A 23,188-nucleotide genomic window follows, 5' to 3' on the forward strand; every position below is an offset into this window, starting at 1 on the left:
CATTTATATAGGAGCTTTTTTAAGATGTTTTTTTCGTGATTACATCTATTAATTTGATGAATGCTTTTATTATAAATGTGATTACTGCAGCGATCACAAAAGATCCAAAGATCAAGGCAATATAATTAACATTTATAGCTGGAGACATTATTTGTGATGCAAATGCAACTAAGACAATCAAATAAGTAATAATAAACGTTTTAGATAAAAAGAAGCTTTTCAAGCCGTACACCTCCATTCATCATTCATGCTATGCCCAGATCAAGCTTTGAGCAATTTTATTATAGCATCCTTTCGAAATCGCCTCCATAAAATCCAAGGAAAATTAATTTTTTTCCGAACTGTTAACTGTTTTCTCTTTTCTATGTGGTTATCTTCCCGATCATAGGTTACAATCTTGATCAGACACGGCTGCAATAAAACCTTTTCTGCCTGTGGTCAGAAAAAAGGTATTGAAAAGAGAAAAAATTCATTCTATAATATGCGCATAGTGTTGTTTAGCCAACCGTTGTGATTTTCCGGGCATGGGGACCCCTTTTATATCCAAAATTCTGGCTACTGGTTTCTTCAGTTTTATGGTTGGAGGATGGTTCTCTGTCGGAATGTAATGTGAATAGGTGAATCATTTGTCAAACCCTTCACTGAATCCGCTTACAAAAATGACTTCGAACAGGGGTATGGCATGGCAGATGGCGAAAAATCGATATGGGTGGCAGTGGGGAGGCGCCCGTTTCGCAGAGAAGAATGAAAGTCATCCAGTACATTTTTCAGGATGAATGCCATGCCAGGGCGAACATGGCACCGTCAAAAGAACGGAAGCCCATACCCGCCAGCAGCAAGGCAGTCGGAATATTGCCATTGAGCTGCTTTTGGCCGGGAAATGGGGGGAAGGATGCACACTGTTTTTACGCGCAAAAAAGACGACAGCGTGTAACTTAATCAAGGGGATGGGAGGATGAATGCATTTGCAAACAAAAACGTTACAGGAAACAGATGAAAAATATTTATGGCATGCCATGAGGGGAGCCGCAAGTCCCGGGCAGCCCAATTTGATTATCACAAAAGCGGAAGGTGCTTGGGTAACGGACATTGAGGGTAACCGCTATTTGGACGGGATGGCCGGGTTATGGTGTGTGAATACCGGTTACGGCCGGAAAGAATTGGCGGAAGCGGCATACAAGCAGCTTCTTGAGATGCCGTACTATCCGTTATCCCAAAGCCACGTGCCTGCCATTCAGCTGGCCGAAAAATTAAACGAATGGCTTGGCGGGGATTACGTCATTTTCTTCTCTAACAGCGGTTCGGAAGCCAATGAGACGGCTTTTAAAATTGCCCGCCAATACCACCGGCAAAGAGGGGACCTGGACCGGTACAAGTTTATTTCCCGTTATCGCGCGTATCACGGCAATACGATGGGGGCGCTTGCGGCAACAGGCCAGGCACAAAGAAAGTATAAGTATGAACCGCTTGGACAGGGATTTCTTCATGTTGCACCTCCTGACACGTACCGGCATCCGGAAGACGTGGAAACGCTTGAAAGTGCCAAGGAAATCGACCGTGTAATGACGTGGGAGCTAAGTGAAACGATTGCCGGCGTCATTATGGAACCGATCATTACTGGCGGAGGGATCTTACTGCCGCCCGATGGTTATATGGCGAAAGTGAAAGAGATTTGCGAAAAGCACGGTGCCCTTCTGATTTGTGATGAAGTCATCTGCGGATTCGGACGGACCGGAAAGGCGTTTGGTTTTATGCATTACGGTGTGAAGCCGGATATCATTACAATGGCAAAAGGGATTACGAGCGGTTATCTCCCGCTATCAGCGACTGCTGTCAAAAGGGAAATTTACGAGGCGTATGCGGGCAGTGAAGATTATGACCGTTTCCGCCACGTCAACACATTCGGAGGAAATCCTGCAGCCTGTGCACTGGCTTTAAAGAATTTGGAATTAATGGAAAATGAAGCGTTGTTTGAACGTTCCCGCATACTGGGTGAACGGCTGCTAGAAGCGCTAATAAGCCTGAAGGATCATCCAAATGTAGGGGATGTCCGCGGAAAAGGATTGCTGATTGGCATTGAGCTGGTGGAAAATAAACAAACAAAGGAACCGGCTGCAGTCGAAAAACTGAATAAAGTGATAAGCACCTGCAAAGAAAAAGGCCTGTTAATTGGCAAGAACGGTGATACTGTTGCTGGATTTAACAATGTATTGCAGCTTTCCCCGCCGTTAAGCATAACCGATGATGACTTTCGCACGATCGTGCAAGTTTTAAAAGAAAGCATCTCCCAATTGTAAAAACGTTTCTTGTTAGAAAATGCGCTTCAAAGGAGAGAGAGGGTTTGGAGAATCAGCAACTGAAGAAGGACTTGAAAATTCGCCATATTACGATGATTTCGATCGGAGGAGTCATTGGCGCCGGCTTGTTCATGGGAAGCGGCGCCGTCATCCATTCGGCCGGCCCGGGTGCAGTCATTTCGTATGCTTTGGCAGGTTTACTTGTCATTTTTGTTATGAGAATGCTGGGGGAAATGGCATCGGTGAACCCGACAAGCGGTTCGTTTTCCACCTATGCGCGTGAAGCCATTGGCCCTTGGGCAGGATACACGATTGGCTGGCTGTACTGGTTCTTTTGGGTCATTGTCATTGCGATTGAAGCAACTGCGGGGGCAGCGAATATTCAATACTGGTTCCCGGAAATGCCATCGTGGCTTTTAAGTTTAATATTAACCGTTTTATTAACGCTCACAAATGTATATTCCGTTAAATCGTACGGTGAATTCGAATATTGGTTTTCAATCATTAAAGTGGCCACCATTGTTTTATTCCTGCTGCTCGGCCTCTCCGTTATTTTCGGCATCGTTCCGGGCGTCCAATCCCCAGGACTTTCCAACTTAACAGGGAATGGCGGTTTTATGCCGAATGGCTTTGGTAGCGTCTTATTGGGCATTACGGTTGTCATCTTTTCTTTTATGGGGACCGAAATTGTGGCAGTGGCGGCGGGGGAATCCTCCGAACCGGAAAGGGCAGTCAGAACAGCTACTAACAGTGTCATTTGGCGAATTCTGATCTTTTATGTCGGTTCGATTGCGATTGTAGCCACCTTGCTTCCGTGGAACTCGGCGAATATTTTAAAGAGCCCGTTCGTCGCCGTTCTTGAACATGTTGGCATTCCGGCAGCGGCTCAGATTATGAATTTCATTGTGCTGACCGCCGTACTTTCCTGTTTGAATTCTGGTTTATATACAAATTCACGGATGCTGTACGGGATGGCAAAAGCCGGCGATGCCCCGAAAATTTTTCTGAAGTTAAATAAAAACGGGGTACCGGTTTATGCCGTTTTGTGCGGCACGGTTTTCGCTTATGTCGGGGTTATTTTTAATTATATTTCCCCAGATAAAGTATTCTTGTTTTTAGTAAACAGTTCAGGCGGGATCGCTTTATTGGTTTACCTTGTCATTGCCTTTTCCCATTTGCGCATGCGTCGGACGGTGGAAAAAACGAACCCGGATGCCTTGAAGGTGAAAATGTGGCTGTATCCGTATTTAACTTATGTCACCATTTTGGGCATTGTTGCGGTTTTAGTCGCGATGATCTTTATCGACTCATTGCGTCCGCAAGTACTGCTGACTTTGCTTATTGCCGTTCTCGTGGTCGGCTCGTATTTCCTTTTGCATCCTAAAAAAACAAATGTGCTGCCACTGGATAGTGAAGATTCAAGTATAAAATCTTAAGCACAGCAAAAAGCACCGCCTCTTTTAAAAAGGCGGTGCCCATTTTCCAGCTGTTAATCTGCAGCCGGTTTTGTTTGCATGGTTTTCTTTCTGTTTTCCTTTTTGGCGCCTGGTTTAAATGTATCTGCCCGTTTCACAAAAAGGGACATGATCAATACGACAATATTAATCGCGAGCGCGACGTAGAAGGAATATTGGATGCCGGCCAGCAACGCTTTTTGTCCTAAAGCGGCTTTATCAGCTGCTGTAAAATGAAGCGGATTGATCCCGGACATCAGGTCTTCCGCTTTCGATTTTGTGACAGCATTCATGATCGTGACAAAAACGGCTGTTCCGATTGACCCGGAAACTTGCTGTGCTGTATTATTAACCGCCGTTCCGTGCGGGTTCAGCCGGGAAGGCAATTGATTCAAGCCGTTCGTCATAATCGGCATCATCACCATCGACATCCCGAACATCCGGAGCGTGTAAACAAGAATAATATACGTGTAGCTCGAGTCAATTTGTAAATTCGCCAGCATATAGGTGGAAACAGCTGTGATGGAAAGCCCCGTGACAGCCAGCACGCGGGGACCGAACTGATCAAACAGCTTTCCGGTGATCGGCGACATAATCCCCATGACAATTGCGCCCGGCAGCATCATTAAGCCGGAGTCAAGCGGAGAGATGCCCCGTACGTTTTGCACATAGGCAGGTGTTAAAATCATGCCGGAAAACATGGCTGCCGCATTTACAATGGCAATGACAGAGGCAAGGGCAAACATCGGATATTTATACACGCGCAAATCCAATAAAGGTTCATCCATCATAAACTGCCGAATAACGAAGGCGATTAAAGCCACACTGCCGGCAATCAGTGCCGTTAAAACCACCGGATCTGTCCAGCCGTCCGAACTTGCAGAACTGAATCCGTAAAGCAAACCACCAAACCCGATGGAAGATAAGACGACCGAGAGATAATCAAGCGTTGCTTTTTTATTTTGCTCCATGACGTTTTCCGCTTTCCAGATCCCCAAAACGAGACTGATAACGGCTAATGGCAAAATCATTTCAAACAGAAAGCGCCAGTCAAAGTATTCGACAATGTAGCCGGATAACGTCGGGCCGATTGCCGGGGCTGTAATCATGACAAGGCCAAAGACCCCCATGGCTGTTCCGCGTTTTTCAATCGGAAAACTAACCAGCATAATATTCATGAGCAATGGCCCCATGACAGAAGATCCTGCAGCCTGGATCATCCTTCCTGTCAGCAACAGCCCGAAGTTCGGGGCAAATGCTGCCAGCGCAGTCCCTAACGTGAAGATCAACATGGCCGTAATAAACAACTGCCGGTTTGTAAAGCGGGTCAGCAGAAAAGCAGATGCAGGAACCAGCACGCCGCTGACTAGCATATAACCTGTTGCGAGCCACTGAATGGTGGAATAATCTTTGATGTGTAAATCTGCCATGATGGAAGGCAGTGCTACATTGAGCAGCGAGTTATTGAGAAATGAAACGAAAGCGCCGATAAAAAGAACCCCGATCATGAGATAGGGCGGCTTTTTATGTTGTATTGCTGGATTCATATTATCTTTTTCCCCTTTTTGTAAGTTGTTTTTATTTCCCGCTTGAAAATGCCGGAGAAGGTTCCCTGTACAATCCTTTTTTAAGCAGTTCCATTTGGGCAAGATAATGATCGAGTGCTTCTTCGGCCGTTAATTCCCCGGCAAATGCTTGCACAAGATTATGAAAGGTGACGGCTTCCAAAATCGTGATCATATCCTGCAGTTCCCGTTCGTCATTGATGTTCAGTTTTTTTGTGTTGACGGACCGGAGCAAAGCCAAATCCTGCTTTTTCAGATCCTCTTCAAAAAAATTTTCTGCCAAAGTATTTTCGGTTTTATAATTCATATTGGAAAAAGCATTTTTGAAAAAATTGGCATTTTCCTGGTTTCGGATGTCTTGAATGGCAAATTGAAAGACCTCGGTAAAAGCCGCAAATAAATCCCCGCCCTTTTTTTGGAGAGTGGAAATAAACTGTTCTTTGCTTTTTCGTGAGAGCAAACGCAGCAAATAATAAAACAAATCCTCCTTATCTTCAAAGTATTGGTAAAAGCTGCCTCTTGGAATGCAAGCCTCCTTTACAATATTTGCGATAGAGGATTCGTGCAGCGGTGCTCTTGAAAATTCTTTTTTTGCAGCTTGAATCAAAGTGTCCTGTTTTTCTTTCGGCAACCGGAAAAAAGTTGGCTTCGGCATGGCAGCATATTCTCCTATCTTGAAAAATTGCGGCACGGGCATCTGTCCTGAAAATGACACCGTGTCATAAAAGAAACAATATGAAGATTATATATGACACCGTGTTAGGATGTCAATGAAAAGATGACACCGTGTCACTGGAAACATTTCTTAATAAAGTGCACCGGTCTCTTCGCCGCAGCTTGCCGGGAAAAATAAGGACAAACGTACCTAAAAACATAAAACAGGCTGGGGAAGTTTTAAATCCGGTCTTACCGGTCGCGAATCTGCGGGGAAATCGTCGCAGGTCCAATTATGGAAACACAGGCTGGTGCTCGTCCCGGTTTTTACTATATAAAGTGAACGGAAACAGGCTATTCTGTTGCCTGCAAAAATAATCGTCCTGAAGTATAACGAAATATTGCCTGCTGTAAGCTATCATACAATGAATGGTTTGGCGCTCATCGGAATTTTTCCTTCATTTTATATAGCAGATATTTTATTGACAAGGATCCTGTTTTCGCCTAATATACATCGTGTACGATATATCGGATACGATGTATATTAGGCGATTCAATGATAAATATGCAGGGGAGGGGAGTATATGAGTGAAAGAGCCGAATTTATTCGGGATTCAATTGATTTTTTGCAGCGTTATATCATCAAAAGTTTGCAAAGAGAAGCGGAGGAGTTTGGTTTAACTGTTCCCCAGGTCAGGGTGCTGGCGGAGGTGTTAACGGGCAAAAGGGTTAGTATCAAATTGCTGTCCCGGAACTTGAAAATGACGCAGAGCACCGTTTCGGATATCGTGGAGCGGCTGACGTTAAAAGGGTTGCTTGTGAAAACCCCGAGCGCATCGGATAAACGGTCGGTGGAGATTTCTCCGTCATCGGAGCTGGAAGGCGAACTGAGCGAAAGCATATCAAAAATCATCAACCAGTCATTTGTAGATGCATTGAACCTGTTGCAGCCGGATGAACAGGACATCGTGGAACAAGGCATCAAACTGCTCGTAAATGCTGTGAAGAAAAAAATCGAGCGGGATGGCCTTCATAAATATGAATCTTTTGATGTGTTCTTTTTTCGTGACGAAAATGAAAGCTTCAAATCTAGGAAAAAGGAGAACGACAAGTGAGAAAAATTCTGAAAGGCCGTTGGATCATTTTTTCCGTATGGCTCATTGCCACGATTGTGCTGACAGCGATCCAGCCGGATGTTAATGCCATCCTGCGGGAACGGGGGCAGCAGGGAACCTCGAGCAAAAGCCCTTCCGTTGTAGCAGACAAAATGTTAAAAAAGATCGATGCCGGCAAAGGCACGAACAATTTGATTGTTTTTTACGATAAAAATAAAATTTCAAAGGCCGAAATGGAAAAAATCGGTGATTGTTTAGACAAAATTAGAGAAAGCAAATCCGAACTCGGCATTTCCAATGTGATTGACCCGATCCATACGCCGGAAGCCAAAAGTTCCCTTTTATCAAAAGACGGCACCACGCTTATGGTCAGCTTCAAGCTGGATAAAAAAGGGAAAGAAATCGATGACATCCAAAAACAGTTTGATGCCAGGCTGAAACATTCGCCTGTCGATTATTATTTGAGCGGGGAAGATTTTATTAACAATGACTATTTGAAGGCCTCCCAAGCCGGTGTGGAGCGGAGCGCAGCATTAACGGTCATTTTTATTCTCGTTGTGCTGGTGATTGTGTTCCGCTCCGTTGTGACCCCGCTCGTCTCGTTGGCGGCTGTCGCTTTTTCCTATTTGTGTTCAATGGGGATTGCCGCCCAGCTTATCGACAAAGCCGGATTTCCGGTGACAAGCTTGACGCAGATGCTGCTTGTGCTGATTTTATTTGGAATTGGAACCGATTATAATATCCTGCTTTTTAACCGGTTCAGGGAAGAGTTGTCCCACGGGAACCCGATTGATGAAGCGATTGTCCGCACATACCGGACGGCGGGAAAAACGATCGCCTATAGTATTGTGACCGTTTTTATCGCATTTCTGGCGCTTATATTTTCCGAATCGCCGATATATCGGTCAGGTGTCGTTGTGGTGATCGGGGTAACGATCCTTTTGCTTGAAATTTTAACCCTAACTCCTTTCATCATGAAAGTCCTTGGTACAAAGCTGTTCTGGCCGTCGAAAAATGCAAGCGGGCATAAGCCGAACCGGTACTGGGGAAAAGCTTCTTTCATCGCCGTAAAACATCCGATTATTACAGTCACACTCATTCTTTTGATCATTGCCCCAGCATTGATCTTTCACCAGGAGAAGCTGAATTTTGATACGGTTGGAGAACTTGGCAATAAATATCCTTCTTCCAAAGCGATCAACCTTGTTGCTGAACATTTCGGGAAAGGGCAGTCCATGCCTGCGGAGGTTGTGATTGAGAACGGAAAAGCAATGGATAACAACGCATCCATGGCTGTCATTGACAATATTACACAAAGGCTGAAAAAAATAGACGGTGTCGGGAAAGTTTCTTCGGTTACGCGGCCTGAAGGAAAGAAAATGGAGGACTTTTACATCGACAAGCAGATGATTACGGTAACGGACGGCTTGTCGCAAACGCAGGACGGGGTTGACCAAATCAATGCTGGATTAAAGACAGCCCAGGAGAAACTCGGATCCGCCGATTTTTCGAAAGTGAACGACATGGTAGATGGAACCGCCAAACTTGAAAATGGAATGGCCGCTCTCACCACCGGGCTCGAAAAAATTCAAAACGGCATTGGCAATGGGTCCGGCCAGCCGGAAACACTGGCAAACGGCATCGCTACCATTGAAAAAAATCTTTCCCAAATGAGCAGCGGGGTCAGCACATTGTCAGCAAATTACGGGAAAATGCAGGCCGGCTATGCTGAAATGGGCAAAAATTATCAGCAGGCTGCACAAGCACTGCTCGGTGTAAAAAGTGCGATTGCGCAAATGCAGACGCTCGTGACGGCGCTCGGGCAAAGTACGCCAAGTGTGCAGAGCGACCGGAACTATTTGGCGCTGAAGCAAATGACAAACCAGCTCTCATCATCCCTCAAGCAAATCACGCCGGAAGGGATCAACACGCTGAACAGCAATTACGACAAGACGACAGCCGGGTTCAAGACAGCGAACGACAATCTATCCAAGATGGCTGGCGGGCTTTCGCAAATGGCAGACGGGCTCAAGAAAACCGAAAGCGGGATTGGCCAGGCGTCTGATGGCATCGGCAAAATAGTAACCAATATGAACGATGTGACAAAGGGGCTGGGCCAGATGAAATCGGGCCAGCAGCAACTCGCTTCCGGCCTTAGCGGTTTTAAACAGTTCGGCGATAAGTTGTCGGATGTTAACCGCGGATTAAAGCAAATTTCAGACGGCCTTGGCAAAACAAATGACTATCTGGCACAGCTGAAAACGGAAAAAACATTCCATATTCCGAAAGAAGCGCTCGCCGACAAAGATTTTAAAAAAGCAATGGACACGTATATGTCGGATGACAGAAAAGTGACGAAACTGACTGTCGTGTTGAGCAACGATCCTTATTCAAATCAATCATTGGATACCATTGATAAGATCAATAAAACGGTTGTCACCGGGCTGAAAGGAACTGTGCTTTCAAAAGCCGACAGCGGGACAGCCGGAACGAGTGCAACGACCAACGACATGAACCATATTCTGTCAAGGGACCTTGCCAAATCAACCGTGATCGTGACCATCAGCGTGCTGCTTGTGCTTCTGTTGGTTATACGGTCTTTCTGGCCGCCGGTTTTCATTACGGCATCCCTTGTCGGTGCCTATTATACAGCCATGTTTGTCATCAACTCTATTTTTCTTGGCATGCTGGGCTATGAAGGCATTTCTTCGTTTGTGCCGTTCTTTTCCTTTATCATCATCGTCTCGCTTGGTGTAGATTACAGCATTTTCCTGATGATGCGCTATAAGGAATACCCGCAGCTTGACCCGAGGGAAGCGATTATACTCGCTTCGAGACATACAGGCGGTGTCATTATTTCCGCGGTCGTTATTTTAGGCGGCACATTTGCCACGCTGATGCCTTCAGGAATGCTGCTGCTGGCTGAATTGGCGATCGCCGTCATTACCGGCCTTGTCGTGCTTTGCTTCATCCTATTGCCATTCTTTCTGCCAGGCATGATCGCCTTGCCGGAAGCCTTGGAAAAAATATTTTCGGACAAAAAGAAAGAAAACTTGGAGCTGGAGAAAGAATCATCCAAGCGATAATGAAAAAAGCAGCCGCTTATCCAAATTGGGAAAGGGCTGCTTTTTTTGCTGGCACGGTTTTAGATCGAGGCGGAGGAAGCAGGTAACCTTTTAGCTAAAGTACGGTAAAGAGATGGTAAGTGAGCAAACAGGCCAACTATTTTTTTGAAAAGTGAGCATAAAACGAGTATAGGTGAAGGAAGCTGGTGCAAAACGCGGTGCTCCTTAACATAGAGCGTGCCTAAGTGAAGGAAGCGGGCGCAAAAGACGTTGTTCCTTAACGTAGAACGGGTCTAAGTGAAGGAAGCGCGGAAAAAACGCCGTGTTTCTTAACGTAGAACGGGTCTACGTTAAGGAAGCGGGCGAAAATTCCGTTGTTCCTTAACATAGAGTGCGCCTACGTTAAGAAAGCGCGGAAAAAAAGCGTTGTTCCTTAACGTAGAACGGGTCTGAGTGAAGGAAGCGCGGAAAAAACGCGTTGTTTCTTAACGTAGGATGCGTCTAAGTGAAGGAAGCGAGCGAAAAATCTGGTGTACCTTAACGTAGAAGGGGTCTACGTTAAGGAAGCGGGCGAAATTCCGACAAACAATGTACGTAAACGCCCATATCACAAAAAATACATGCCAGCGGAAGAATGAAAATCCCGTCGTAAATCAGAATAGACCGCTTCGAAGTGCCTAACAACCCCCGTGAAAGATGCCATTTTAGCATGTATCAATTTCCGGGGTTCCCTTATACTAATCGTAAAAGCATTTTAGAAAGAAGGGGCAAGCATGAACTATTTTGCAGGGTTGCTAATTGTCTTTGCGCTGGTGCTTGGAAATGCGGGGTGCTCTGCTGAAGGCGGCAAACAAAACCGGGAAGCTGCCGTCATGAAGACGGTTCCGGTTACGGGCTGCACGGCAAAGCAAAAAGCGGAACAGACCAAAATGGGGGTTGCCTGGTACCGGACATCCGGAGAAGCAAGAGCGCTCTATTATCAAGGATACAATATCGGAAAACAGCGTATTGAGGAGAGCCTGAAAACCAAAGTAAAAAAGAAGCGCGCCATTGTCCTGGATCTGGATGAGACAGTGCTGGATAACGGGCCGTACTTATCTTATATGGCAGAAAAAGGCATTTCGTTTGGCAGCGGCTGGGGAGCATGGGTGAAAAAAGCAAAAGCAAAACCGCTTCCGGGGGCACTTTCCTTTTTAAAATATGCCGATAAAAAAGGAATCGATATTTATTACATTTCAAACCGGGACGAAAAATATATGGATGCCACCCTTCGCAACTTGAAAAAAGAAGGGATCCCGCAGGCCGTCCGTTCCCATGTGCTGTTGCAAACAGGAACAAGCAGCAAAGAAGCACGCCGACAAACCGTTGAAAAGAATTATGAAATCATTGCCTTGTTCGGTGATAATCTGGGTGACTTTTTTAAGACATTTGACGGAAAAGGAAACAAGGCGCGCAGCCTGGAAGCAGACCGTTTCCGCCATGCATTTGGCCGCAAATTTATCGTATTCCCGAATCCGGTTTACGGGGATTGGGAGCATGAATTGCCATGTGGTTCATAAACGCAAAAAAATTCCGGAGTTCTCCGGAATTTTTATATGCACTATGTATGGCGGAGAAGGTGGGATTTGAACCCACGCGACGGTCACCCGCCCTAACGCATTTCGAGTGCGTCCCCTTCAGCCGCTTGGGTACTTCTCCATATGAAAAAAAGAAAGATGCTGGTGAGAGGACTCGAACCTCCGACCCCTTCATTACGAGTGAAGTGCACTACCAACTGTGCTACACCAGCATGGAATCAATCAGGACAATGTAAATTATATTATAATAAAATCCGGATTGCAAGAGGAAATTTAAAAAAAGTGTTGTAATGTTTTTCCGGCATGTTTCCGGTAAAATAAGAGAAAAGATGTTTCCGGGGGAGGAAAGGATATGGATTTTTTAAAAGCCTCAACGTTGGAGGAAAAACTGGACCTAATTCAAACGCTTGCCGGCCCGTTTTCCGAAAGGGCGGCTGCCAATGACTTGGAAGGACGGTTTGCTTTTGAAAATATTCAAGATTTAAAAGAAACAGGCTATACAAAGCTGACTGTGCCACAAAACTACGGTGGGGGCGGCATTTCGCTGTATGAGCTTGTCCGCCTGCAAGAGGCCATCGCGGTTGCGGACGGGTCGACTGCCCTTTCCATTGGATGGCATATGGGGATTTTAATGCATTTGTCCGAAACAAGAACATGGAACGGGCAATTGTTTGAACGCATTTGCCGTGCGGCAGCAGGGGAGGCCGCCCTCATCAACACTTGCGCAACAGAAGCGCAAACGGGCAGCCCGACGCGCGGTGGCATGCCGGAAACAACGGCAACGGAAAAGAACGGCGAATGGGTGTTAAACGGGAGAAAAACTTTTGCCACCATGTCTCCGGTGCTCGACTTTTTTATCATTACCGCAACGATTCCGGAAAAAGAAGCGGTTGGCAGTTTTGTCGTTCCGCGGGATACGGCTGGCCTCTCCATCGTCGAAACATGGGACAGCATTGCTTTAAGGGCAACCGGCAGCCATGATGTTGTGCTGGAAAACGTCAAAGTCCCGCTTGCGAACCTGGCGGAGATCCAGACGAAAAAGAAGGAGCCGGCCGGTTATCTGCTCCATATCCCTGCCTGTTATTTAGGCATTGCCGAGGCAGCAAAACGGGAAGCGGCTCGCTTTGCTAAATCGTATACGCCGAACAGCCTGAACCATCCGATTGCGGAACTGCCGGCTATCCGCCAGAAATTCGGTGAAATCGAGCTGAAATTGATGCAGGCGCGGCATTTTCTGTATTCGGTTGCGAAAATGTGGGATGAAGCCGGAGCAGAACAAAGAAAAGAGATGGGCCCGGAACTTGGGGCAGCGAAAATGGCGGTTACGAATCATGCGATAGAAGCAGTTGATTTAGCGATGCGAATCGTAGGTGCCAGAAGCCTGTCCGAAAAAAGTCCGCTGCAGCGCTATTACCGCGATGTCCGCGCCGGGCTCCACAACCCGCCGATGGATGATGCCGTCCTTATGCAGCTCGGCGCGCGTGTGTAAAATCAAAAAGCATCCGATGGTCTAAACAGCGGGAAAACAGAATTGTGGATCTGGCCATGAGGATAGTCGGCGCCCGCAGCCTTTTTCAAAAAAGCCCGCTGCAGCGCTATTACCGCGATGTCCGCGCCGGGCTCCACAACCCGCCGATGGATGATGCCGTCCTTATGCAGCTCGGCGCGCGTGTGTAAAATCAAAAAGCATCCGATGGTCTAAGCAGCCGGGAAAAAGGGGGGGCGCAAAGCAGCAAAGCGCCGCCGCTTTTTTCGGTCCACTTTGTCGCTACTGCTAAAAAAGCGGCAACTGCTGATAAATGCACTGTTGCCGCTCCATGGTTTGCTTACGTTCGATGATGTGCCGGATAAGCCCGTACAATTTCATCCTGCCATTTTTCAAGGATTTTCCTGATATTTTCCGGGGCGGTTTTCGGCTTGCGGGTGTAAGACAGCAGGCCGTTTGTTTCCTGCTCGACATCTGAAAGCTGCGTATAACAAAAGCCTCCTCCTTATCAAAACGTATTATAATAAAAAAATAAAAATTTAGAAATAATTTATTGCCGAGGTATTTTTTATGAGAAAAATCTATGAATTCATGAGTAAAGATGAGAAGAAGAAGGCTATATCTTTGCTTACTAAAGATATAGATGAGCTAAAGAAGGAACAAAAACGAGAAGATGAAAAGGGATATCCCCGAGTAGTAAAAGACGCAATAGAAGAAACAATCCAAAGGTACATAAAAGATATGGAGTATTTAAAAGATGATTTAAAAAAAGAAGAGAAAAAATCTTAAATCAGTTATTACAGCAGTGGATCGCATTGGAATGGTAAATGATTGTACTGAGGCTGTATTATTTAAGGCTTGCTGAATAAGCAAAATTCCTAGATTTGGCAAGAGTGCTGACAGCTTTGGCAACAATTTAAATGCAAGGATTTTACAACAAATCCAGGGAAAAGCTTGCACTCGAAAGCCGATTCAACGTATTTAGAAGACAAAATCACGCATTCTCACATATATTTTGCGACAGAGCTTGCAGACAAATTTGGTACAAACTCAGAATCGGATTCGTTCAGCAAGCCCTATTTAGAAATGGAATATTACCAGTAAAAATTTTAGTAAAAATGTTGCCTTTTTTTACTTCTGCGTGTAAGATGGAATTGAAGAAAACGTTTGCAATCTTTTTATTCTATTCTATTACACTTAGGGGGGAACGACCATGAGCAACCCAAATTTGTCTCAGGCTTTTAAGGAGTATTTCGGGACGGCGGCGGAGCGCGCGTTTTTTGCGCCGGGCCGGATTAATCTGATCGGGGAGCATACCGACTATAACGGCGGCCATGTGTTTCCGTGCGCGATTACCATGGGGACGTATGCTTTGGCCAAAAAACGCGATGACCGCAACATTCGCTTTGTATCTTTGAATTTTAAAGAAAAAGGCGTCATCGAATTTACGCTTGACGATCTGGCATACAACAAAGCACATGACTGGGCCAATTACCCGAAAGGCATGCTGAAATATTTGAAGGAAGCGGGGCATGAAATAGAACAGGGTTTTGACTGCCTCGTGTACGGCAATATTCCGAATGGGGCCGGCCTGTCTTCTTCCGCCTCCATTGAACTATTAACCGGCGTGATGCTTGAAAAATTGTTCAACCTGAAAGTGGAACGGCTCGATCTTGTCAAGCTCGGGCAAAAAACGGAAAACCAATTTATCGGCGTAAACAGCGGGATCATGGATCAGTTCGCGGTCGGGATGGGCAAAAAAGACGCGGGCATTTTGCTCGACTGTGCCACGCTTGCGTACGAATATGCCCCGATCAAGCTGGATCACCATAAAATTTTGATTATGAACACGAATAAACGCCGTGAACTTGCGGACTCTAAATATAATGAACGACGTGCGGAATGTGAATCGGCACTGAAACAGCTGCAAAAGAAACTCGATATCGAAACGCTCGGCGATTTGACAGAAGAAGCATTTGAAAAAAACAAGGAAATCATAGACAATGAGATTGTGAGGAAACGGGCAAAACATGCGGTTTACGAAAATGTGCGCACGCTAAAAGCACTTGACGCATTAAAACGTGGCGACCTGCCCGCTTTCGGAGAACTGATCAATGCCTCCCACCGTTCGCTGCGGGATGATTATGAAGTGACCGGCAAAGAACTCGATACGCTGGCCGAAACCGCCTGGAAGCAGGAGGGCGTGCTCGGGGCGAGAATGACGGGCGCGGGATTCGGCGGGTGCGCAATCGCAATTGTTGAAAATGACAAAGTCGATGCGTTCATCAAAAATGTCGGGGACGTCTATGAAAAAGAAATCGGCTACCGGGCGGACTTCTACACCGCAAGCATCGGTGATGGAGCAAAAGAAATGACAATGGAGGAACTTGTATGAGCATTTTAGTTTTAGGTGGAGCCGGTTATATCGGCTCGCATGCCGTATATCAACTGATCGACCAAAAATATGACGTGGTGGTGATTGACAATCTGCAAACCGGCCACCGCGCCGCAATCCATCCAAAGGCAAAATTTTACGAAGGTGATATTCGCGACCGTGCCTTTATGCAGGAAGTTTTCGGGAAAGAAAAAATTGACGCGATCATTCATTTTGCAGCCAACTCGCTTGTCGGCGAATCGATGGAACAGCCGCTGAAATATTTCGACAACAACGTATATGGCACGCAAATTGTGCTTGAAATGATGAAAGAATTCCATGTGCCGCATATTGTGTTTTCTTCGACCGCTGCAACATACGGGGAACCTGAACGCGTGCCGATTACAGAGACAATGCCGACCGTTCCGACCAACACTTACGGCGAGACAAAACTGACGATGGAAAAAATGATGAAATGGTGTGAAAAAGCGTACGGCATCAAATACGTTGCACTTCGCTATTTTAACGTAGCCGGCGCAAGATCAACCGGCGAAATCGGCGAAGACCACCATCCGGAAACGCATCTCATCCCGGTTGTATTGGAAACGGTGCTTGGAAAACGTGAGGCGATCACCATTTTCGGCGAAGACTATGATACAAAAGATGGGACATGCGTCCGCGATTACATCCATGTGGAAGATTTGATTGATGCCCATATTCTTGCGCTTCAATATTTACAGAACGGCGGCGCAAGCGATGTGTTCAACCTCGGATCAAGCAACGGATTTTCTGTCAAAGAAATTGTGGATACCGTCCGGGAAGTGACCGGCAAAGGCTTTAACGTCAAAATCGGCGACCGCCGCGCCGGGGATCCGAGCACGCTCATCGCTTCATCCGAAAAGGCTAAACGTGTGCTCGGCTGGAATCCGCAAAAAACGGATATCCGCCAGATTATCAAAGATGCATGGAACTGGCATGAAAGCCATCCAAACGGTTACGACGACAGAAGGTGAAACCAGTGGCAATTTTTGAAACGGTCGAGCAGCTTGTAAACAAGGCTGTCCGCACCCGGTTAATCGGGGAAGAAGATCGGGTGTATGCGAGAAACCAGGTGCTGTCGCTTTTGCATCTGGATGAATTCCGTGAACCGGAAGCAGGCGGGGCAGATCAGGATATTCCTGATCTCCTCGGCATGCTTGTCCGTTACGCGTGCGAAAAAGGCATCATTCAGGATGTACTGGATGAGAAAGACATTTTTGCAAGCCACGTCATGAATGTGTTTACACCGCGCCCATCAACGGTAAACCGTATTTTCCGGGAAAAATATGCGGAAAGCCCGGCTGAAGCGACCGATTATTTTTACGCGTTAAGCAAACACAGCAATTATATCCAAACGAAGCAGATTGCGAAAAACATTGTATACAAGACATCAACGGAATACGGCGATCTTGACATTACCATCAATCTTTCAAAACCGGAAAAAGACCCAAAGTCCATTGCCAGGGAAAAAAACGCCAAAAAAGGCCATTACCCGAAATGCCTTCTTTGCATGGAAAATGAAGGATATGCCGGCAGAACGGGGCACCCGGCACGGTCGAACCACCGGCTTATCCGCCTTACCCTCGGCGGCGAGCCGTGGTATTTGCAATATTCACCATATATGTATTACAACGAACATTGCATTGTGCTGTCAGAAACACACCGCGATATGAAAATCGACAAAGCGGCTTTTCAAAGATTGCTTGAATTTGTCGGGCGGTTCCCGCATTATTTCCTGGGCTCAAATGCCGATCTGCCGATTGTCGGCGGTTCGATTTTGTCGCACGACCATTATCAGGGCGGGCGTTATGAATTTGCGATGGCAAAAGCGGCTGACGACTGGCGTTTTGAAATGAAGGCATTTCCGGATGTGAAAGCCGCCGTTATCAAATGGCCGATGTCGGTCATCCGGCTGCGGAGTGCAGAGGCGGCACGTCTTACCGAGGCTGCGGATCATATTTTGCAAATCTGGAAACAGTACAGCGACCCTTCCGCCGATATCCTCGCGGAAACAAACGGGACGCCGCATAACACGATTACGCCGATCGCAAGAAAACGCGGGGACAGGTTTGAACTTGATCTTGTACTCCGCAACAACCGGACAAGCGAAACCCATCCGCTTGGCATTTTCCACCCGCACGCCGAGGTCCATCATATTAAAAAAGAAAATATCGGGCTGATTGAAGTGATGGGGCTTGCGGTTCTGCCGGCGCGGCTGAAAAATGAGCTGGCCGAAGTGGAGAAATATTTGCTCGGGCAGCCGAACGCCATTGCCGCCTACCATCTTGACTGGGCAAACGGTTTAAAGAAAAAATACGAAGGCACGGTGGCAGCGGAAAACGTGGAAGGCATCGTCCGCAACGAAGTGGGCAAAGTCTTCTTGCAAGTTTTGCAGCACGCCGGCGTCTTTAAACGGGACGAAAGAGGAAAACAGGCATTCCGGAATTTTTTGCGTAAGTTGTAGGCGGTCCGTTCCAACCTTTTTTTGCGCATGTTCACGGTGAAAGGGTGCGGGCTGCTAAACGCCTTCCGGAATGTACCGCGCACACCAAACAGCAGGCCGGTTTTTTACGTGGCTTTCAGGCCGGCTGCGGATTCCGGAAGCGATTGGCGCGGCCGCGGGGAACAGGAGCCGGCAACGCGTTCCAACATTTTTAGCATACGCTTTTGACGCATATAGGGGGCCGCAGATCACATTCCGTAACTTTTAGCTCAGACGGGTACACCGGGCCGTTTTATATGGCCCGCAATCTTTAACGGAAAAGGGCTGATCAAAATGGAAATAAAAAAGGCATTGTTTGGGGAATTGGAAGGGCGTCCGGTCCATGCTTATGAATTGAAAAATGACCGCGGCATATCTGTAACGGTGCTTGAATACGGTTGCATCATCAATAAGATCATCGTGCCGGACAAAAACGGCAAAGCGGAAAATATCGTGCTCGGGTATGACAACCTTGACGGCTACCTCCATGGTGTTCCGTATTTCGGCGCTATCATCGGCCGTATTGCCGGCAGGATCGCCGGAGCTTCTTTTGAACTGGACGGCAAAACATACAAGCTTTCTGCCAATGAAAACCGCAACCATCTCCATGGCGGCTTCAAAGGGTTTAACGCCGTCATCTGGGACAGCACGCCCATTGAACAAGACGGCGCAGTTGGTGTGAAATTTACGTATACAAGCCCGGACGGCGAAGAAGGCTATCCCGGAAATCTCGATGCCACCGTGACCTATCTTTTAACAAATGAACAAGAACTGAAGCTGTCTTATCAGGCACATACGGATAAAAAAACGATCGTCAACATGACCAATCATGCATACTTCAATTTAAGCGGCGATATAAAACGCGATGTACGCGGGCACAAATTGCAAATCCCGAGTAACCGTGTGCTTGAACTTGGCCAGGAAACGCTGCCGACAGGGAAAACTTTCGATGTCACCGGCACCGCGTTCGATTTTCGGAACGGGCGAAAAATCGAAGACGGCACGGTATCAGATCATCCGCAAAACGTCCTTGTCGGAAACGGCTATGACCACGCGTTTTTATTGCCGGAAACGGAAAAAACGATCCGCTTAAAAGACGAAGAGAGCGGGCGCGTGCTGACGGTGGAAACCGACCAGCCTTGCGTCGTCGTTTATACTTGCAATACAATGGGCAATGACGAATATGAAATCCGCGGCCGCAAGCCTTCAGATTATTTGGCGGTCTGCCTTGAGACGCAGGGTGTGCCGGATGCGATCCATCACCCTGAATACCCGTCTGTGATTCTAGAGCCGGGTGAAACATACCGTGCCCATACAAAATGGATTTTTGGTTGAAAAAGATTGAGGTGTAAGCATGGCAACGATTAAAGATATTGCAGAGAAGGCGGGTGTTTCCATTTCAACGGTTTCACGCGTGCTGAATAACGACCCGTCACTTTCCGTTAGTGACGATACGAAAAAAAGAATCTTTGAAGCGGCTGAAGCGCTTTCCTACAAGAAAAAAACAGCCCGGAAACCGGAAAAAATCAAAATTGCGCTAGTGTACTGGTATACGGAACAAGAAGAGCTGAATGATTTGTATTATTTATCGATCAGAATGGGCATTGAAGCACGCTGCAGCATGAAAAATATCCGGCTGACGAAATACGATTTGACGCATTTGGAAGAGATGGGGAAAGAGCAAATCCAGGGCATTATTGCTGTCGGGAAATTCAGCCTGGCGCAAGTGGAGAAGCTTCTCTCTGTTACCCCGAATATCGTATTTGTCGACTGCTCGCCTGACGACAACCGCTTTGATGCTGTTGTGGCCGATTTTGAAAAAGCGACAGAAAAAGTGCTCGCCTATTTTACGGAAAAAGGCCATACACAAATCGGCTTTATCGGCGGCAGGGAAAATTATAAAGATGCGTCCGCCACGATTGAGGATCCGCGCGAAACGGCGTTCAGGCGCTGGATGCAGACAGCAGGCCGCTGGAATGAAAAATGGGTATATATCGGTGCGTTTTCGACTGAAGACGGATACCAGTTGATGAACGAGGCGATCCACGAACACGGGGACGCGCTTCCGACCGCTTTTTTTGCCGCCAATGATGCGATTGCGATCGGGTGCCTTAAGGCGCTTGCGGAAAACAACATCCCGGTGCCCGGCCGCGTGAGCCTTATCGGCGTCAATGACATCTCGCTGTCCAAATATGTTTTCCCGCCGCTTTCTACTGTGAAAGTGTATACGGAATTGATGGGCGAGACAGCAGTCGATACGCTGCTGGAACGTTTGGAAGGCAGAACCGTTGCAAAGAAAATTTTTATTGCCACAAAACTTGTTTGCCGCAAAAGCGGATGAGTGAGTGGGAAAGCGGGTAAAAATGATTTTGAGGCTGTCTGTTGCGATCTTGGTTTTGGAATGGTATGGCCGCGAACTTTACGGAAAGCGGAGTAAATTTTAGGGCAGATGATGCAAAGGTGCCGAAGCAGTGCAGGTCCCGGTTTCAATAATAGCGGGGGCACGAAAGAAAATGGGCGGGCTTTGCGAAAAGTAGAGTAGCGATTAAGGCAGGCTTTGCAAATGCATCGGGGCAGTGCGAGTATAGGTTGCTGTTTCGAAATGGCATATATTGCAAACAAAACCGCCGCAAACCTGTCGTAAGTGGGCAGGATTTTGGGGCAGATGATGCAATGCCTTGAAGCATTGCAAGTACCTGCTTCAAAAATAGCAGTGGCGCGAAAGAATGGCCGCGGCTTTGCGAAAAGTAGAGTAGCGATTAAGGCAGGTTTTGCAAATGTATCGAGCAGTGTGGATCCCGGCTCCAGCCCGGTTCCAGGCTGCAGCACTTGCCTCGTGCAAAGCGGAGGCCCGCATAAAGCCGGGGCCGCATGCATATAATAGAAGCATGCACGAATGCGCCGGGACGGTTTGCACACTTGCCTGCATACGTTAACGCAGCAGGGCCGGTCCCCTTTTTTGTGTTAAAGTGTGTTATACTAAACATAAGAAGGGAGTCTTTTATGATGGCATATTTTAATAACCAGAAGGAGCCGGTGCCTGAGGTGGAAACGACCGTATGGGCCTGCACAAACGATGATTGCAACGGTTTTATGCGTGAAAACTTTACTTTTGAAGAAAAGCCGCACTGCCCGCTCTGCCACTCCGATATGAAAAAAGAAGTACGCGTGCTGCCAGTTATCGGAAGTTAAAAAAACAGTTATTTTTTGTTGCCATTTTTCGGGCCTGTTGAAACCCCTGTTTTCAACGGGTTTTTTACTATCTGCGGGAATCGTTAAGCCATTTTTTGTAAAACCCGATTGCGCGCGGTCTCCAGCATACAAAAGGGGTGCCATGAAAGCACCCCTTTATCTCACTTTTTTTCTTTCCATTCGGCGAATATCTCATCCGCGATTTCTTCCAGAGATTTCACTTTGCCGTGCGGGTTTTGCGATTCTTTCCGGACTTTCCACTGTCGTTCTTCTTCGCGCTTTGATTTACTCACTTGGATCACTCCTGTTTGCCATCTGTAAATTTCGCGAATCTTTTCATATCCTTATCCGTTTCAAGCGCTGTCACAGCAAACGGTTTATAAGGCTTATGTTCACTGAACAAGCCAACCTGGTTGCTCCCATGCGCATCATTGACAACCGTTTCCGCCTCATTGTCCCGATGCGTCACCTCACGTTTGTCAGGCATAGTATTTCCACTCCTTGTTCAAAATAAAATCATGTTTTACGCCGATCAATGTTATAATTACCTATTATGAAGCAAACGATTTACGGAGGAGGAAACTGCTGCAATGGATTTAACACCAGGAACCGTTGCCGAACTTACGGTGGTGCGGGAAGCGCCGTTCGGTTATTTTTTATCTAACGGGACAGAAGACGTGCTCCTGCATCACCGGGATATTGTGGAACCCTTTGATCCGGAAGCGGTGCAAACGGTCTTTCTATATCAGGACCATCAGGGGAGGCTGGCCGCGACAAATGTGATTCCGGACATCCGATTGGGGACATACGGCTGGGCGGAAGTTGCCGGCACCAAAGAAAAACTTGGCGTTTTCGTTTCGATCGGAATTCACAAAGACATGCTTCTTTCTGTTGATGACTTGCCCCCGATCCGCTCGCTCTGGCCGGAAAAAGGCGATCGTTTATACATTACCCTTGATCTTGACAAACATGGGCGCTTATTCGCAAAATTAGCCGAAGAAAACATGGTCAGGGATTTAGCGAAACAAGCCGGTCGGGAAATGTGGAACAAAGATGTCACCGGGCATGTGTTCCGACTGACAAAAGCGGGTTCTTCAATCATAACCGATGAGGGCTTTATTGGCTTCATCCATGAATCACAGCGCAAAAACGAACCGCGCCTCGGGCAGAAAGTGGAAGGCCGCGTCATTGATGTAAAAGAAGACGGGACACTGAATATCTCGCTTTTGGGGCGCGCTTATGAAGCATTGGATAAAGATGCGGAAAATATCCTTGCCTATATGGATTCCCGCGGCGGAAAAATGCCGTATTGGGATAAAAGCATGCCGGAAGAGATTCAGGAGCGGTTTGGCATCAGCAAAGCGGCGTTTAAACGTGCGCTCGGCCGTCTGATGAAAAACGGCACCGTCTATCAAGAAGAAGGCTGGACTTATCGGAAGGAGGGAAAGTAATGGCAGCTCCAAGGTTGAAACGCATTCACCATATTGCCATCATTTGTTCCGATTATGCAAAATCAAAGCATTTTTATGTCGATTGCCTCGGATTGGAGCCGGTGCGGGAAGTATATCGGAAAGAGCGGGATTCCTACAAACTGGATCTTTCGGTCGGCGGCGTATATCAGATCGAGCTGTTTTCCTTTCCGAATCCGCCCGCGCGTCCGTCATTTCCGGAAGCTGCGGGCTTGCGGCATCTTGCATTTGAAACGGACGATGTAGAAGCGGATAAAAAGCGGCTTGAAGAAATGGGCATTCAAGTAGAAGAGATCCGCATTGACCCGCTTACAGATAAAAAATTCACCTTTTTCCAGGATCCCGACGGTCTTCCGATCGAATTGTATGAAAGCTGACCTGTTACTGCGGATGAAAAAATTTGCAGACAAACGGCCGGT

Annotated in this window: 19 protein-coding genes, 2 tRNA genes and 1 pseudogene; 16 read left to right on the top strand and 6 right to left on the bottom strand. The window is 47.0% G+C overall.

Annotated elements, in window-relative coordinates; genetic code table 11:
* Nucleotides 1–959: 959 nt before the first annotated feature.
* The gene (locus NST70_RS03630) at nt 960–2,297 is read left to right on the top strand and encodes an aspartate aminotransferase family protein (RefSeq protein WP_061577688.1); all 1,338 of its coding nucleotides are present in this window, start codon (nt 960–962) and stop codon (nt 2,295–2,297) included.
* A 44-nt stretch (nt 2,298–2,341) separates the two neighbouring features.
* Nucleotides 2,342–3,733, top strand: a complete 1,392-nt coding sequence (gene gabP / locus NST70_RS03635) for a GABA permease (RefSeq protein WP_026684375.1) — start codon at nt 2,342–2,344, stop codon at nt 3,731–3,733.
* Nucleotides 3,734–3,786: 53 nt separating this feature from the next.
* Here gabP and NST70_RS03640 read toward each other — a convergent pair whose 3' ends face one another.
* The gene (locus tag NST70_RS03640; protein ID WP_035190796.1) at nt 3,787–5,298 is read right to left on the bottom strand and encodes a DHA2 family efflux MFS transporter permease subunit; all 1,512 of its coding nucleotides are present in this window, start codon (nt 5,296–5,298) and stop codon (nt 3,787–3,789) included.
* Between the two features lie 31 nt (nt 5,299–5,329).
* Nucleotides 5,330–5,971 carry a TetR family transcriptional regulator gene (locus NST70_RS03645; protein WP_061577687.1) on the bottom strand — a complete coding sequence of 214 codons (642 nt, stop codon included), beginning with the start codon at nt 5,969–5,971 and terminating at the stop codon, nt 5,330–5,332.
* Between the two features lie 583 nt (nt 5,972–6,554).
* Here NST70_RS03645 and NST70_RS03650 point away from each other — a divergent pair.
* The 3 genes from NST70_RS03650 to NST70_RS03660 all read left to right on the top strand — a co-directional run bounded on the left by NST70_RS03650 (nt 6,555) and on the right by NST70_RS03660 (nt 11,709).
* The gene (locus NST70_RS03650) at nt 6,555–7,085 is read left to right on the top strand and encodes a helix-turn-helix domain-containing protein (RefSeq protein ID WP_061577686.1); all 531 of its coding nucleotides are present in this window, start codon (nt 6,555–6,557) and stop codon (nt 7,083–7,085) included.
* Nucleotides 7,082–10,171, top strand: coding sequence for an MMPL family transporter (locus tag NST70_RS03655; RefSeq protein WP_342475772.1), 3,090 nt, complete (start codon nt 7,082–7,084; stop codon nt 10,169–10,171). Before NST70_RS03650 ends, NST70_RS03655 begins: the two co-directional genes overlap by 4 nt.
* 752 nt (nt 10,172–10,923) lie before the next feature.
* Entirely contained in the window at nt 10,924–11,709 is a 786-nt protein-coding gene (locus NST70_RS03660; protein WP_026684377.1) for a 5'-nucleotidase, lipoprotein e(P4) family, read from the top strand.
* Nucleotides 11,710–11,757: 48 nt separating this feature from the next.
* Here NST70_RS03660 and NST70_RS03665 read toward each other — a convergent pair.
* Nucleotides 11,758–11,848: transfer RNA gene (locus NST70_RS03665), tRNA-Ser, on the bottom strand.
* Between the two features lie 18 nt (nt 11,849–11,866).
* Nucleotides 11,867–11,939, bottom strand: a tRNA-Thr gene (locus NST70_RS03670).
* Between the two features lie 140 nt (nt 11,940–12,079).
* On the opposite strand from NST70_RS03670, the gene NST70_RS03675 reads away from it, so the two are divergent.
* The 9 genes and pseudogenes from NST70_RS03675 to NST70_RS03715 all read left to right on the top strand — a co-directional run bounded on the left by NST70_RS03675 (nt 12,080) and on the right by NST70_RS03715 (nt 21,300).
* A complete protein-coding gene (locus tag NST70_RS03675; RefSeq protein ID WP_014095921.1) occupies nt 12,080–13,216 on the top strand; it encodes an acyl-CoA dehydrogenase family protein in 1,137 nt (378 codons plus the stop codon).
* A 41-nt stretch (nt 13,217–13,257) separates the two neighbouring features.
* Nucleotides 13,258–13,404, top strand: a pseudogene (locus tag NST70_RS03680) (acyl-CoA dehydrogenase); the annotation flags it as partial.
* A gap of 379 nt (nt 13,405–13,783) precedes the next feature.
* The gene (locus NST70_RS03685) at nt 13,784–14,002 is read left to right on the top strand and encodes a hypothetical protein (RefSeq protein ID WP_342475774.1); all 219 of its coding nucleotides are present in this window, start codon (nt 13,784–13,786) and stop codon (nt 14,000–14,002) included.
* Nucleotides 14,003–14,426: 424 nt separating this feature from the next.
* A complete protein-coding gene (locus NST70_RS03690; RefSeq protein ID WP_026684379.1) occupies nt 14,427–15,608 on the top strand; it encodes a galactokinase in 1,182 nt (393 codons plus the stop codon).
* Complete coding sequence (galE, locus tag NST70_RS03695) at nt 15,605–16,600, top strand: UDP-glucose 4-epimerase GalE (protein ID WP_035182272.1); 996 nt, start codon at nt 15,605–15,607, stop codon at nt 16,598–16,600. Before NST70_RS03690 ends, galE begins: the two co-directional genes overlap by 4 nt.
* A gap of 5 nt (nt 16,601–16,605) precedes the next feature.
* On the top strand, nt 16,606–18,090 hold the full coding sequence (gene galT, locus NST70_RS03700; RefSeq protein ID WP_260832433.1) for a UDP-glucose--hexose-1-phosphate uridylyltransferase: 1,485 nt from the start codon (nt 16,606–16,608) through the stop codon (nt 18,088–18,090).
* Between the two features lie 312 nt (nt 18,091–18,402).
* Nucleotides 18,403–19,443: an aldose epimerase family protein gene (locus tag NST70_RS03705; protein ID WP_342475777.1), complete on the top strand. Its 1,041-nt coding sequence runs from the start codon at nt 18,403–18,405 to the stop codon at nt 19,441–19,443.
* 19 nt (nt 19,444–19,462) lie between these two features.
* On the top strand, nt 19,463–20,449 hold the full coding sequence (locus NST70_RS03710) for a LacI family DNA-binding transcriptional regulator (protein ID WP_014095914.1): 987 nt from the start codon (nt 19,463–19,465) through the stop codon (nt 20,447–20,449).
* A gap of 662 nt (nt 20,450–21,111) precedes the next feature.
* A complete protein-coding gene (locus tag NST70_RS03715; RefSeq protein WP_014095913.1) occupies nt 21,112–21,300 on the top strand; it encodes a cold-shock protein in 189 nt (62 codons plus the stop codon).
* Between the two features lie 161 nt (nt 21,301–21,461).
* Here the strand turns inward: NST70_RS03715 and NST70_RS03720 are convergent, their stop codons facing one another.
* On the bottom strand, nt 21,462–21,593 hold the full coding sequence (locus tag NST70_RS03720) for a DUF6254 family protein (protein WP_014095912.1): 132 nt from the start codon (nt 21,591–21,593) through the stop codon (nt 21,462–21,464).
* Between the two features lie 5 nt (nt 21,594–21,598).
* Entirely contained in the window at nt 21,599–21,787 is a 189-nt protein-coding gene (locus NST70_RS03725) for a hypothetical protein (protein ID WP_014095911.1), read from the bottom strand.
* A gap of 103 nt (nt 21,788–21,890) precedes the next feature.
* Here NST70_RS03725 and NST70_RS03730 point away from each other — a divergent pair, with 103 nt between their 5' ends.
* Both NST70_RS03730 and NST70_RS03735 read left to right on the top strand, forming a co-directional pair.
* Entirely contained in the window at nt 21,891–22,751 is an 861-nt protein-coding gene (locus NST70_RS03730) for a S1-like domain-containing RNA-binding protein (RefSeq protein ID WP_035189066.1), read from the top strand.
* On the top strand, nt 22,751–23,146 hold the full coding sequence (locus NST70_RS03735) for a VOC family protein (RefSeq protein WP_017551616.1): 396 nt from the start codon (nt 22,751–22,753) through the stop codon (nt 23,144–23,146). The genes NST70_RS03730 and NST70_RS03735 overlap by 1 nt, the downstream gene beginning before the upstream one ends.
* The last annotated feature ends 42 nt before the right edge of the window (nt 23,147–23,188 follow it).

It is taken from the genome of Weizmannia sp. FSL K6-0777 (genome assembly GCF_038593185.1).
Taxonomy (GTDB): domain Bacteria; phylum Bacillota; class Bacilli; order Bacillales; family Bacillaceae_C; genus Weizmannia; species Weizmannia faecalis.